This window comes from Hominisplanchenecus murintestinalis, assembly GCF_943193015.1.
GTDB lineage: Bacteria > Bacillota > Clostridia > Lachnospirales > Lachnospiraceae > Hominisplanchenecus_A > Hominisplanchenecus_A murintestinalis.
The window spans coordinates 22602-35836 of sequence record NZ_CALPCM010000011.1; the positions used below are offsets into that span (position 1 = coordinate 22602).

At 42.5% G+C, this 13235-nt stretch carries 11 protein-coding genes; all 11 read right to left on the reverse strand.

The window, feature by feature from the left end; genetic code table 11:
• Window positions 1-12: 12 nt before the first annotated feature.
• The 11 genes from NFR99_RS06135 to NFR99_RS06185 all read right to left on the reverse strand — a co-directional run bounded on the left by NFR99_RS06135 (window position 13) and on the right by NFR99_RS06185 (window position 13223).
• Window positions 13-1935, reverse strand: a complete 1923-nt coding sequence (locus NFR99_RS06135; protein ID WP_251353222.1) for a C40 family peptidase — start codon at window positions 1933-1935, stop codon at window positions 13-15.
• Between the two features lie 53 nt (window positions 1936-1988).
• Window positions 1989-4448 carry a VirB4-like conjugal transfer ATPase, CD1110 family gene (locus NFR99_RS06140; RefSeq protein ID WP_251353223.1) on the reverse strand — a complete coding sequence of 820 codons (2460 nt, stop codon included), beginning with the start codon at window positions 4446-4448 and terminating at the stop codon, window positions 1989-1991.
• A 23-nt stretch (window positions 4449-4471) separates the two neighbouring features.
• Window positions 4472-4849 (reverse strand): PrgI family protein, encoded by a 378-nt coding sequence (locus tag NFR99_RS06145; protein WP_251353224.1) that lies wholly within the window; start codon window positions 4847-4849, stop codon window positions 4472-4474.
• 32 nt (window positions 4850-4881) lie between these two features.
• Window positions 4882-5724 (reverse strand): hypothetical protein, encoded by an 843-nt coding sequence (locus tag NFR99_RS06150; RefSeq protein WP_251353225.1) that lies wholly within the window; start codon window positions 5722-5724, stop codon window positions 4882-4884.
• A gap of 64 nt (window positions 5725-5788) precedes the next feature.
• The gene (locus NFR99_RS06155) at window positions 5789-6085 is read right to left on the reverse strand and encodes a hypothetical protein (protein WP_465221055.1); all 297 of its coding nucleotides are present in this window, start codon (window positions 6083-6085) and stop codon (window positions 5789-5791) included.
• Window positions 6086-6246: 161 nt separating this feature from the next.
• Window positions 6247-8460 (reverse strand): VirD4-like conjugal transfer protein, CD1115 family, encoded by a 2214-nt coding sequence (locus tag NFR99_RS06160; protein ID WP_251353226.1) that lies wholly within the window; start codon window positions 8458-8460, stop codon window positions 6247-6249.
• Window positions 8461-8466: 6 nt separating this feature from the next.
• The gene (locus tag NFR99_RS06165; RefSeq protein ID WP_251353227.1) at window positions 8467-9558 is read right to left on the reverse strand and encodes a PcfB family protein; all 1092 of its coding nucleotides are present in this window, start codon (window positions 9556-9558) and stop codon (window positions 8467-8469) included.
• Window positions 9558-10790: a hypothetical protein gene (locus NFR99_RS06170; protein ID WP_251353228.1), complete on the reverse strand. Its 1233-nt coding sequence runs from the start codon at window positions 10788-10790 to the stop codon at window positions 9558-9560. The genes NFR99_RS06165 and NFR99_RS06170 overlap by 1 nt, the downstream gene beginning before the upstream one ends.
• 26 nt (window positions 10791-10816) lie before the next feature.
• Window positions 10817-12241, reverse strand: coding sequence for a relaxase/mobilization nuclease domain-containing protein (locus NFR99_RS06175; RefSeq protein WP_251353229.1), 1425 nt, complete (start codon window positions 12239-12241; stop codon window positions 10817-10819).
• Window positions 12222-12545, reverse strand: coding sequence for a MobC family plasmid mobilization relaxosome protein (locus NFR99_RS06180; RefSeq protein WP_251353230.1), 324 nt, complete (start codon window positions 12543-12545; stop codon window positions 12222-12224). Before NFR99_RS06180 ends, NFR99_RS06175 begins: the two co-directional genes overlap by 20 nt.
• Window positions 12546-13223: a hypothetical protein gene (locus NFR99_RS06185; RefSeq protein ID WP_251353231.1), complete on the reverse strand. Its 678-nt coding sequence runs from the start codon at window positions 13221-13223 to the stop codon at window positions 12546-12548.
• Window positions 13224-13235: the final 12 nt, after the last annotated feature.

Below are 13235 nucleotides of genomic sequence, written 5' to 3' on the forward strand. Positions count from 1 at the left end.
GCTACGGTTCTTTTATCCGTATGGTCTCGCATAAAACACTACATTCCCCGTTCTCAGCGGGTCTAATACCACACCACGGCTTGGATTCGCCGCATGAACCATCTTCCCGTCACCCACATAAATTGCCACATGGGAAATATTACGGAACTGTCCGTTATCTTCATACGAATAAAAGATGAGGTCTCCGGGCTGCAAATCTTTTTTATTGATAATCTGAGCCTTTTGATAGCATTGTTTTCCCTGCGTTGATGCTGTTTCATTTAGGATGATTCCTGCCTCTTTATACAGTCTGTAAACTAATGAACTGCAATCATACCATCCCTCCTGCATACGCTTGTCCTGACTGTATCCACAGCCAACCTTTGTCATAGCCATCTGTGCCACCTGTGTCCCTACCTCACCTGAAGCAACAAGAATAGAAGCATCTGCACTCATCAGTTCTTCAAGAACTTCCTTTTGGTCATCCGTTAAAGCGTTTTGGCTCATATAGTCCTTATATGTCAGGTTTTGGACAGTTGCGCCTGAAGATGTCACCGAAACCTTATTGGTATTTCCCTCCGCAATGTATGCTTCCACATGCCTTCGTCCCCACTGGCTGGTCTGATTATGTTTCGCATAAAAAATATCAAAATCATTGCCATAGTGATTAAGGTTTCCCGTATCTTCAACGGTATAAACCGTACCTTCAATCACAACTTTTGTCCCCATCGGCACGATGGGATTGTATGCATCCACAGCTATGGTATGCTTTGCCCTTGCAGTCTTTCCCGAAGCCGTGATGCCGTTTGCATAAGGACCGCAGCATTGTGAACAGGGACAGTATGCTGTTACCCATACCTTGCCAAGTGAATCCCCCACATCCATCTCTACCGCACTGCTCGCTGCATCAATACGATTCATCTCATCAAAGACCTTTTTTAGATTCTTCTTTCCGTCTTCATCCATGACATATGCTGCCTTGCCATCACCATATAGAAGCATATAAACCATCAGGGTATCATTAAAATTCGATACCGGGACACCATCCTCCGAGTTTTTGTAAACGACGTTTTCGCCACTCTCCTCTAATTCAAAAATCTTCTCATTAAACTCCTGATAATAACCTACAAGCACTGTCCTCACATCTTCCGTGCCGCTGTCCGGCAGAGGGAAAAATATTGCAAACGGGGAATTGTATATGATTGCAAGTACTGCAACCACAGCCACCCCACATAAAGCAACGACAGAAAAAAGACCAAGAAATCCCGGAAGCACCGTAGCCATAATCTTTTTTATCAGTATGGCAAGCTCTCTTTTTACGGTCTGTTTTGCTGCTGTAGACAGAGATGCCTTTTCCTCCTCATCAGCCCACATATTAGTGATAAAAGCTGTTATCATCCTGCTTTTTGCAGAACCCCTTCCACTTTTATAAGATAAATCTTCTCTTTTATTTCCCCCTGCTTTACCATCTTTCTTTTTCAAATTTGAATTCTTTGTCTTTATGGCGGCTTTCCGCCGCTCGACTTCTTTTGCATTTATCGTATCAGAATCCGAGCGGCTATAAGCTCCTCTTTTTCTATTATCTTTAGACTTGTCTTCCTTTCGCTGTTTATCCTTTTGATGCTTTTTATTCCGAAGCAGCTTTACCCCTTTTGATGCCGCCGACACCAAAGGATAGGAAAATGCCAGTGCCACATCTATGCTGTCAGCAATCTCCTCTCCCCCATCCATCTCCTTTGCTGCTTTTCTCCCCAGCACATGAAGCTGCTGCTTCTTAATCTGAATGGAGGAATTAGAAGTTTTTACCCGCTGTTTTAATCCGGAAAGCGGAGATTTTTTCACTTTGTGAACTTTCATTCTCCCCGTTTTCGTCTTGCCTTTTGCCCTGATACGAAGCTTCGGACCTTCCTTGGTATGAAGCTTCATGGGCTTTTCTTCTACCTTACGAATCTTCATCCGTACACCTGCCTTTCAAACTCCTGCAAACTCTATCTGCATTACCATCGTCCTTAGTAAATCATCCAACTGTTATACGTCTCCACAGGTTGTTCAACCTGAGTCTGTTCAGAATTTTCAGGCACAATATCTTTACTGTTGCTTTTCAGATTCTGATATTCATCCATAAGTCCCTCTTCAATCTTCTCGTGGATATTCGTATTGTAGAGCTTATAAAGTGCCGTATCCTTACCAATGGTATTGTCAAACGGTATCACGATGGAACCACACTTAATCAGTCCCGTTCCACTTGGAGAATTGCTGACAAAACGAAGCTGTGCGTCAGAAACACCGATGACCTCCGCAAGTTTTGCACTGTCGATATTACTCTGTTTCAAAAGAGCAATGAACTCGCTATTGGAAATCAAAGTTGATGCAATATAATTCTGCAAAAGATCTGTGACATTCTGGCTGATACCGGTACAAAGTCCTCCCTGTTTCCTAACCTTTTTCCAAAGCTGCTGAAGATATGTTGCACTATAATCACTATTTAGGAGGACATGGCACTCATCAATATAAAGCCATGTCGCCCTGCCCTTTCGACCGTTTTCAACGATTCTCGACTGGATAGCTTCCATCATCACGAGCATTGCGACCGGGGCGAGCTGGGAACCCAAGTCCTGAATACCATACACCGTAAGCCTGTTGTCCTCATCCACATTTGTATGGTGGTTGAAAATATTAAGCGAACCCTCCACAAAAAGTTCCAGACAGAGGGCAAGTTCCTGTGCCTCGGTCTCTGACTGCGACTTTAAGATATGATAAAAATCGCTCATCAACGGTACTTTATGGTTACGCCACGCTTCAAAGTAAAGATCCTTTACACATCGGTCAATAATGGAATGATGTTTCTGATTCAGGGCTGAGCCTAAAAGCTGGTCACAAAGCCCAAGCATAAACTCCGACTTATCGGCAATCACATCCCGGATTCCCTTCTCATTTACCTGTGACAAATCTGCTTCCAAAGGGTTTACATAATTCTTGGTATAAGCCGAAAGATTGACGATGGCACCGCCGAATGTTCTTGCGATATCAAAATACTCATTCATCGGGTCTATCACGATAACATCATCATTGGTATTTAAGAAAACATTTCCCATCTCCTGCTTTGCAAAAAAGCTCTTGCCGGAACCGGGCACACCGAAAATGAATCCGTTTCCGTTCAAGAGCTTCTTTCTGTTTCCTACATTCACATTTTTGCTGATCTGGTTGATGCCATAATAATTACCGCCTGCATCATTTAACTCCTGCACATTGAAAGGCAAGAGCACCGCCAAAGACTGGGTAAGCATCGTCCTCATAGTCTCCACCTGTCTCACACCGATAGGAAGTGCTGTATTGAGTGCTTCCCTCTGCTTGAGATAATGCGTATCTACCATCACGGAATTTCTCTTTCCAATCGTAACCACAGACTCTGTCATGCTTTCGAGTTCCTCTTTGTTCTCTGCCACAAGCAGGATTGTCACAGCCACATAAAACATGCACTGGTCATTCTCCCGTACATCATCCATGATCTGCTCAATCTCCTTCTTTTCCGTCCTCTTGGCATAAGAAATCTCCGAAGAAAAATCATTGTTCTTGTTTCTGACCCTCTGCTGCTTGATGATGTCCGACTCAATACCCAGATACTTCTTTTGAAGCACCTTCGTCGTCATATCCTTTGATATTGGAACCACATCAATGCTCGTCACGGAATGAACCGGTAAAGAAGTAATCTCATTTAAGAACCTGTCTGAGAGGGAACTCGGATACTTCTTGATAAAAAGTGCCCTTACAAGCTTCCCCTCATCCTCAATATGGTCCGGATAATATTTCAACATCCCGTTACAAAGATCATTGCGAAAATCTGCCCCTACCCTAGCTGCATCCTTGATATCGAAATCAAAGGTGTCTTCCTCTCCCAGATGATAGAAGTTATGAAGGACTTTCAATCTCTCATTCCCATCAAGTGCAATGATGTCCGTGCCAAGTTCTGAAAATGCCTTGTGCACGGTAGCCTCAATGGTTGCAAACTGTGCCTTTGCCTCTTCAAAATTCTTTCTCTCAATCGTGATGGTCAGATATCTCTCCTGTTCAATTCCCTGTCTGCCTTCACGGATTTTTTCTTCGATAATGTCATTATAAATCTTGCGATACTCATTATAGCCATCACTCTGACAGGAAAGCAGAATATCGTCACGCAGCCTCTCCATGTCTTTATTCTTGTTATTGACCGTGATCTTAAATGCACAATCTAAGCTGTTGAGAAACTTACAGTATCTCTCAAAAATATCAATCTGCTCCTCTTCGTTTGTTGTCGTATAGTTGATATCATGGAAACGATAACACTTGGTATAACGGTTTTTGGATACTTCAAAGATACCGTTTACCGCTACTTTTTCAATCTCTATCGTCTCCTGTATGGACTTCGGAGCCTTGTAAAGTGGCACGCTTGCCTTTTTAAGCTCCTTAAATCCGTCAGAAAATAATCCCATAATTATCCGTCCTTTCCGATGCATTATAAGTACATCTTCAAAATAATTGCTTTCTTCTTACCCGTTGTCTCCTCTGCCATCTGTATCTTCTTGATTTCTTCCGCACTCTCCGTTGAAACATAGGTAAGTGCTTTATTGCAGAACGAAAAATGAAGCTTCTTTTTCATCATTTCCATAAATGTCATGCCGTTATAAGAATAGAAACCTGTCAATGCAATCGGAGCAACCACCGGGATGGCAATATATGCACTGGTTGTCAGTCCTACATACGGATATGTAAGAAGAACAATGCCGCCCCCAATCACTACCGAAATGATGCTGTAAACCAGCTGTCTGGCTGTAAGCCCAAGTACAACCGATTCCTTATAACGATCAATATCTTTATTTATCTCAATAACCATAGTCATCCTCCAATCTCATTAAGTGATTACGCCTATATTCCAAGCGCCTTACTCACAAGGCTCTGTGCTCCTTTCACAGTTCCCACCGTAAGGGCAATCGTAAATGTCATCTCACAAAGATAAATCAATGCCTTTGCCCATTCTGCATAATTTCCCGTAAACGATGGCAGCCCTGCATTAATCAAGGCATTACAGATGATAATAGCAAGAGCCATTACTACTGCTTCGAGCACCACTGATAAAAAATATTTACTGTAAGTGACAGCCGTATGTGCCACCATCCTGTTCCCACCTATTGTTGAATAAGCGATAGAGCCTAAAGGAACAATGATAAGCAGTTTCATAAATCTGAAATACACCGTATATATCAGAAAGAAACCGCAGATAATGATGATAATGGAAAGCAATGCCGCCAGTATCAACATGAGCAGCGACTCCCCAAACCCCAAATCCTTTATAATCTCTGCCTGCTCTGCAGCAATCTTTAGTTTTGCCGTATTGCCGGCCGATAAAAGCCCGACCAGATTGCCAACGGAAGTAAAGATTGCTTTCATGATTGTTACATTGTTTGCCACAAACCACTCGGCAAGCCCCAGCCTAATCAGCATACGGAGTATCACCTCGAATCTCATTTCTTCTTTGATATCCACGGACTCCGAACAAAAGCCAATCACAAAGAATAGAACCACCAAAGAAGAACCCACCGCTACAAAGATGGGTTCAATTCCCGATACCGCTCCCCACGGACCACCGTCCTTAAATTCCACAGGAGACTCACCAAGAAGTGCAAATACAAGTGATACCTGGTTATTCCAAAAACCAAACACCATATTTAACAAATCAAGGATAACACCTCCGAGTTTAAAAAAATCCATACTCCCCGTCACCTTCCTTTCCGGGCAGAGAATGTCTCTGCCCTATGCGTAATTTCTGCCATCATCAGAATCCAAGGAAAGAAAGCACGGAAGAAATGCCTGCCATCATCACTCCTGCCACGATACCTTTTAACGCTGAATTCATGGTGGATGAATCCTGCTGCTGGTATGCCTGTGCAAACTCCATCACATTCTTTGCAAGGATAATCACACCGATTGCACCAATCACAGCGATGATTAGTGTCTTTAAGCTGTCAAGCGGCTTTGTTACCGCCTCCGTGCCCGCCGCAAATGCGGTCGCAGTCATAAGATTCATGGCTGTTACGGTACCACAAAATGCCGGTATCATTACCTGTTTCATAAAACTCCGTTTCTTTTTCATCATAGAACCCTCCTTCTGTTCTGCCCTTTTGCTCATTACATTTCTTACTAATCTTTGCATAATAATCTCCTTCATAAAAAACAGGGAGGGATGTATATCAGCTGACATACACCTCTCCCGCTTAATAGTTCATATTATAATTAACTCACAGCCCTTGCTTTGGACTGGTAGTTGTTCACAAACTGACCAAGTTTTATCATGGACACTCCCTCATATGCATACTTAAGTATCTCTTCTTCGGGAATCTTCATCGCCGCTGCCTTATCAAAAAGTCTTATAATTTGTGGCGAAAATGAAATCCGTTTAAGTCTCTGCTCCAAAGTCTCATTTGCTATCAGCTCCTTTTCTTTTTTCCTGCTCTCCATGGCAGCCTTAATAAGATCAGATAACAATTTCGTACTCTGTTCCTCCATCTCGCTGTCGGGAACATTTTTCATCTCCATCTGTCCTTCCAATGACTCCAGATACTGCCGGTTCTCATGCAGTTCTTCCTCCGTCAGCAAATACTCATTCATTCTGTCCTGATCGAGGCTCATGAACTCCTCATAGGTCAGATCCTGGATAAACACATTCTCACCGTTCTCCTTCCTCTTCACAAAATTTTCGACACCCTGTTCATTAAGAAGTTCATATGGCTGCCCGATAAAATGATCCTCTGTCTTTTTTTCATACTCATAAGGCTTTCCATCCCCATCCGCAGTCTGTGAAAATATCGGATGTTTCGGTGTGGAATACTTTTTATCTAACACCGGGTCAAGACCACGGATAAAAATTAAACACTTGGCATTATCCATTTTCCTCACTTCATCCGGTGTCATAATCTCACGACCGAGCACATCATAATTCCGGCTTGAACTTCCCTGTCTTCCCCGTGATTCTCCAGTTGATTTTTTATCAATCGTTGCCTTTCCAAGCAGCTTTGAGATATACTCATGCGTGCTCTGCTCATTGCCACCAAGATATACCAGAGTATCGCAGTTGCCCGGTATCGTTTCCCAAGTATCCTTAAAGAGTGCCTTGATCTGAGCAAGGTTCTGTATAATGATAACACTCGATATCTCACGGCTTCTCATCGTAGAAAGCAAAGAACAGTAATCATCCGGAAGTGCGACATTTGAAAACTCATCAAGCATAAAAGTCACATGGATTGGCAGCCTGCCACCATAATTAAAGTCTGCCTGATAATATAGTTCTTGAAATATCTGCGTATAAAGCATCCCAATAATGAAGTTATAGGACTTGTCGCTATCCGGTATCACACAGAATAGTGCTGTCTTCGTGTGTCCGTCATTGCTGACTCCCGTGCCAAGCTCCGCAAGATTTAAGTCATCTTTTGATAACAGACGAAGAACCTGCTTATTCTCCAGCTTTGCAAGCCTTGAATTTGCCGATATGATAATGGAACGAATGGTATCACCGGCTCCTCTCATGCACTTTTTGTACTGCTTTACCGCAGGATGGTTACTTCCCAGCGGAGAAGTATGCTCCAGAAAGGACATCTGTTTATCCAGTTCTGACGGCTTATCCTTTTCCGTGACTTCTGCCTTACCGATTAGCTCCATGACCGTAGCCATATTTCTCGTGGCAATCGGACATTCAAGCCACACATAATAGAAAAGAGACTGCAAAAACAGCCCCTCTGCCTTGTCCCAGAATGGATCACTTGACGATGCATTCTTAGGTGTTGTATTAGACATGATATTTGTTACCAGCTTTACCACATCCGTTTCTTCCCTCAAATATACAAACGGATTATAGCAATCACTCTTATCCATCTCCAAAAGATTGATAACCTTCACATTATAACCATTCTCCTTTAACATCTCACCTTCCGAACGGAGAATCTCCCCCTTTGGATCCGTAATAATAAAAGACGAATTTCTCTGCATCAGATTTGGCTTTACTTCATAGAAAGTCTTTCCTGCACCGGAGCCTCCAATAATCAGAACATTGTTATTAAGTTTCGTGCGTCTGGTATCAAGGCTCATGCGGACATTCTGGCTGAGTATCCTGTTTTTTGCTTCATCCGTGTCCCGTATAACCTTGTTTACTTCTTTTGGCGTGGCGAGCCTTGCCGTTCCATGCTCCCTGCCCGGCATCATTTTCCTCTGACTGGTATAATACATCAACATTATCATAGCAAATATGCCCTCTGCTATGCAAACAGCTTTTAAAGTGCTCTCATTATAATAATCCCTAAGCGGGTAGCTTAGCACTTGTGTCATGTTATTTACGAAATCACCAAACTCAATGCCCTGATGCCACGCACCATTTACCAGATATCCGGCATAAGCCGCAAATAAGGCACCTATGATAATCAGAGGAATGGATGGCTTCTTTTTAGTCGTTTTCAAACCTCATCACCTCTTTCTGACCTGTGTACCTCTTATCACATTCTGCTTCATCTCTTTTTCAAAGTGCTCACGGATTCCCGAAGCTACCGCATCATAGTGTTCCCGATACAGGTCTATTCCCTTGATAGTCTCTATGACCCTGTTATCTTTGGAATAAATCTTATAATCCTTATTGCGGTCCAGATAAGAAAGAATTGTCTTACCATTATAAATCTCCATAATGTCTGACTTATTAATCCAGATATACCTTGCACCAGTCTTATATGTACCGGGAATCAGCGTCTTTACTGCATGATCATTCTCATCAATCACCATCTTTTTTGCAATCGTGATATCCATAAGATTTGTATTCTTTGACGCTGCTATGGTACGCATACGGTCCGTAAGCTCCCGAAAACGGTTGACCTTTGCATCTATAGAGTCCGAATCCATGATTACCTTATACTGTCCTGCTTCGTCCGGCTTATCGACGACACCGATTTTTAATAATTCTGCCAGTGCCTCCTTTACCATATCCTTATCAATGGACAGATCTTTTTTAATTCCGTCCACACTGATGCTTTGCTTATCTTTAGCATACTGTCCGACTTTTTTTATCAGGCTGTCAAGATTTGCATCAGCGTGGACATCATGGTTTCCCGACTTTTCTTTTTTTAAGAATTTATCAAATACGCCAAGTGCCTTATCATCGGTCTCCTCCAAAAATTTGTCCATGCTTTTTATCGACATCGTATCTGATTTTAACTTACCGATGAGCATATTGACCCTCGGTGTTGCCTCGCTGTGGAAAAGAACTTCAACCTTGCCTTCCCTTCCCATATCAGGCATAACGGAATACAAAATCCCATACTTTTTAGCGAGCTTCTGAACCTTTGACAAATCCTGTTTATTAAACTCTAAAACCTGCAAGTCCCCACCACGCATCAAAAGCTGTTTCATTGAAGTCTTACCCATGCTTTTCTCAAAATTGAGCATTCCGTATATGAACTTCATTGTCCTTTGCATCATACCGATCGAAGCACTTCCAACCTTCATTGCGATCTCCATGCCCTCAAATCCAACACGGATAATCTGTACTGCATCACTAATCTCTGACATTATTCTTCACCGCCCTTCGCTGCGGCAACTACATTGATAATGCCATGCATCTCTTCCGGAGGAAGGTTTGCATCCAACAGCTCCTGTACTTCTGCTTCTTCGAGATGATTCTGATAGGCATACATGACTTCTGAAAGCTGTTCTCCGGAGTACCTGCCCTCAATCATCCTTGTAAGAAGCGTCTTAGCCGGTCCCTTTGGTAAAAACTTAGACATCAGTGCCGAAAGACCGGACTGTGATTTTTTCTCATCACGCTCCACCTGTAACGGAATCTGCTTTCCATTTGGCATCGTAACATTCATGGTATAGTTGGCTGTATGATTTGCTTTGTTTTCTGAAACAACAGATTTTCCTGTCTCACTGACAGAAGATTTGCCGGCAGATTGATTAACTTCTCCATTAGAATTATTTTCTGTCTTCATCCTCTCTATCTCCTCCCGTAATTTTTTTATCTCCTCATCCTTTTGGAACAATTCCTTAATCCGTATATCCACATCCACCTGCAGGGAATGAATCTGTTTTTCTTTCTCGTTTACCACACCCGAAGCAGCTGATAAATCCTTTTTAGAATCCGCAAGCTGGCTCTCAAGATTAGTAATCCTGTCATTAAGAAACTTCTCCGTTTCCTTGTCATGCAATGAATTTCTTAACTCCTCATCCCGCTTATCCATACGTTCAAACTGCATCTGCATAGTATTGGAAAAGGTATCCATCACCATCTTCATGGATTCTATAAAATCTTTACCGCTAATTGCTCCACTGCCGGCAGATGCAGTTTTATCCACAGTATCTGAGGCTTCTGTCGCATTATCATCCATATTCCCTTCAGTAATGTCAGTCTCTGCCGGTTTCTCCTTTGTATCTGCCATCCGTTCCTTAACCTGCTTAAAAGTCTCGGTAATGTCATGCCCGGTACGGAATTCATCCAATACTTCCTTAATCACAGAAATCTCTGTACCAGACTCATACTCGCTGACTACAGCAGCAAACTGGGCCTCCTTATAACGATGATCAACCATGCCCGAAATCATTTCAAAAGGAATTCCAAGACGAAAGCCTTTGGAAATAAGTAATCTCTCCTTTTGTTTCAGTCTTCTGACTTTATAGATTGAAACCTGTTCCACACTAAGTCCGGCTTCAAAATCATCCTTTGCCTGTTTTATGACATCCTCATCATAATTCTTATTTTTGAAAAAACTGATAAGTTCTTCCTGCTTTGCTTTACCTTCCATAATCAACCTCCTCGCAAAAAAACAGCCTATCTCTTAGGCTGTCTGCCGATCAAATCATTTTTAACAACGGAAACCTGCTCCTGCTCATTCTCTTTTATGAGACTTTCAGCAATACGGATTTCTCTGTTTGTTTCCTTTGCCTCCTCACGAAATGACACATTTCTTATTTTGTAGTGCTCTCTTAACTCCGTAAGTTCTTTAATTGTATAACCCTCATCGTTGATCTCATTTTCAATACGCTTATATTCTTCATGCTCGTCACCAAAAAAGCTGTCGCCATTTTGATATGTGACCTCTGCCGCCTGAAGCTGCTCAATCCTCTCCAGTTTTCTAAAAAGCATGTTGAATCTCGCATATTGCTTATAATGCTTGCTGCGGTCTTTGGAACGCTCCGCTTTTTTATCCTGCAATTCCTCATGCACCCGATTGAGATCTTCCATGGAATGGATTTCATACTTACTCAAAAACATATACTGCCTGTGAAGCTTATACATCTTCCGTATCTCATCCCGATACCTATATGCCTGACTATAGGGACGCTGCTTTAATTTCCCAATACGATAAAGCCTTGCAAAATACCGTCTCTGCATACCGGACAGTTTTGCCCGCTTCAGGTGATACGGAATGACCACTTTAAGAATCCTCATTTCGGAATGATTCTCCTGATAATGCTTCATATCCTCCGTCACGATCCGCCTCTTTAAGATCTCCTCCGTATAATCTTCTCCGAACCGGTAGCATCTCCTGTATCTTGATAGTCCCGGAGGTCTAACGGCAAAGTATTTATTCTGTTTGACTTCATAGCCCCTGCCTTTTAACAAGGCAACAAACTCATCAAAATCTGATGCCTCTAATACACAAGCATCCAAATCTCTCTTTATCATGTCAGACCACATAAACCTGCCGTCCCTGCTGTCTTTCCACTCCGTATAATTCTCCGATGGCTCAGCCTCCTCTCTATCAATGGAGATAGTGGAAAGTCCATATTCTTCACATAGCCTGTTGGTAATCGGCTGCATGTATTTTGCCCAGTCACCTTTCTCATAACGGAACTTTTTCCCTGTCAGAAAATTAACGCTGTTGAATACGATATGTCCATGAATATGTGCTGTATTATCATGCACAGCATAGACCGCCTGGTATTCGTTCTTCAGATACTCATTCACAAATTTACCTACAAGCTCATAAGCCGTCGGAGCATCAATTTCTCCCTCCTCAAATGAAATGATGATATGATAGCCCTGCCGCTTCTCAGTTTTTCCAAACTGTACCTTGGTTGACTTCATCTGCTCATATGCAAATGGTATCTGACAGTTTACGCTTCCCGTATAAAGCGTTTCCCCGGTCTTTTCCGAAGCAAGGATATAATTCAGGCTATGCTTTAAATGCCTGCCAGGATCACCGTACTGGCTCTCCTTCATATAAAGAATCTTAGTGATCGCCAATATCATTCACCGCCCTGTTCACAACTTCATTCAGTTTCTGCATATAAGCCAAGAGCCTTGTCTTATCGCCGTCTGAATAAAGCATGGAATTATTGTTATGGACGATTTCATTAATATTTACGCCAATCCGGTTCACCTCATTGATAAGGCTGTTTAGCATATGCCTGATTTCCGGGTAATCCTTGGGACGCTGTGTGATAAGCAACCTGATAAATTCGGATTCCGTCATACCAAGCTCCGATACTTTCGCCTGAAGTTCCTCATTCTGCTCCTCCGTCAGCCGGTACGCCTTACGCAAATTCATAGCCATTTATCTCGCCCCCTTTGCCTCCTCCTTATCATGATCAAAGGATTCCTGCTTTATATCAACTTTATCTGATACAACAATGTGGTCATCTGATATTGCGTCCTCTTTAGCTGCATCTTCCTGCGTCTCATTATGCTGCTCTTCCTTAGGATGCTCCGCCGGTTCTGCTTTTGCTACCGTCCCGTAAGCCGCATCCTCTGAAACAATCTGGTTCTCATACATAGGGATGTTATAAACCGGAACAAGATTAAACTTCTCACAAAGCCCTGTACATATTCGATCCGCAACTACCCCTACCTTTCTTCCATACTTCGTTTGATAGAAGATTTTATCGAGAATCCACTTGTCCTTTTTTAACTCTTCTAACTTCTTCCGGGTTTTACACTTATGGACAAAATCGGACTCTGCCTTTACAGCTTCTTCCGCTTGATAAATCTCCTCATAGTTATACTCACACACCAGATCCACAACATCATCAAATGTTGTCTCTTCTGCCTCCTTACCCTCCATACACAGATACAACTTTCCATCCTTATCTCCAAAAAGCTGCACCCGGTGCCCTGACAGATTGTTAAGAATAATCTGTGCACCTTTCTTTTGTATCTTCACAGGACTGTCCACCGTCCTTAAGAAGGTTATCAGTCCGTCTGTTGAATCAATAGAATTTGCCGTCTCATTCATAGAAAAAATTCC

What these genes read in the sequence shown, in the direction of transcription:
- NFR99_RS06135 (WP_251353222.1), bottom strand. Translation starts at nt 1,935, where the DNA reads ATGAAGATTCGTAAGGTAGAAGAAAAGCCCATGAAGCTTCATACCAAG.
- NFR99_RS06140 (WP_251353223.1), bottom strand. Translation starts at nt 4,448, where the DNA reads ATGGGATTATTTTCTGACGGATTTAAGGAGCTTAAAAAGGCAAGCGTG.
- NFR99_RS06145 (WP_251353224.1), bottom strand. Translation starts at nt 4,849, where the DNA reads ATGGTTATTGAGATAAATAAAGATATTGATCGTTATAAGGAATCGGTT.
- NFR99_RS06150 (WP_251353225.1), bottom strand. Translation starts at nt 5,724, where the DNA reads ATGGATTTTTTTAAACTCGGAGGTGTTATCCTTGATTTGTTAAATATG.
- NFR99_RS06155 (WP_465221055.1), bottom strand. Translation starts at nt 6,085, where the DNA reads ATGAAACAGGTAATGATACCGGCATTTTGTGGTACCGTAACAGCCATG.
- NFR99_RS06165 (WP_251353227.1), bottom strand. Translation starts at nt 9,558, where the DNA reads ATGTCAGAGATTAGTGATGCAGTACAGATTATCCGTGTTGGATTTGAG.
- NFR99_RS06170 (WP_251353228.1), bottom strand. Translation starts at nt 10,790, where the DNA reads ATGGAAGGTAAAGCAAAGCAGGAAGAACTTATCAGTTTTTTCAAAAAT.
- NFR99_RS06175 (WP_251353229.1), bottom strand. Translation starts at nt 12,241, where the DNA reads ATGATATTGGCGATCACTAAGATTCTTTATATGAAGGAGAGCCAGTAC.
- NFR99_RS06180 (WP_251353230.1), bottom strand. Translation starts at nt 12,545, where the DNA reads ATGGCTATGAATTTGCGTAAGGCGTACCGGCTGACGGAGGAGCAGAAT.
- NFR99_RS06185 (WP_251353231.1), bottom strand. Translation starts at nt 13,223, where the DNA reads ATGAATGAGACGGCAAATTCTATTGATTCAACAGACGGACTGATAACC.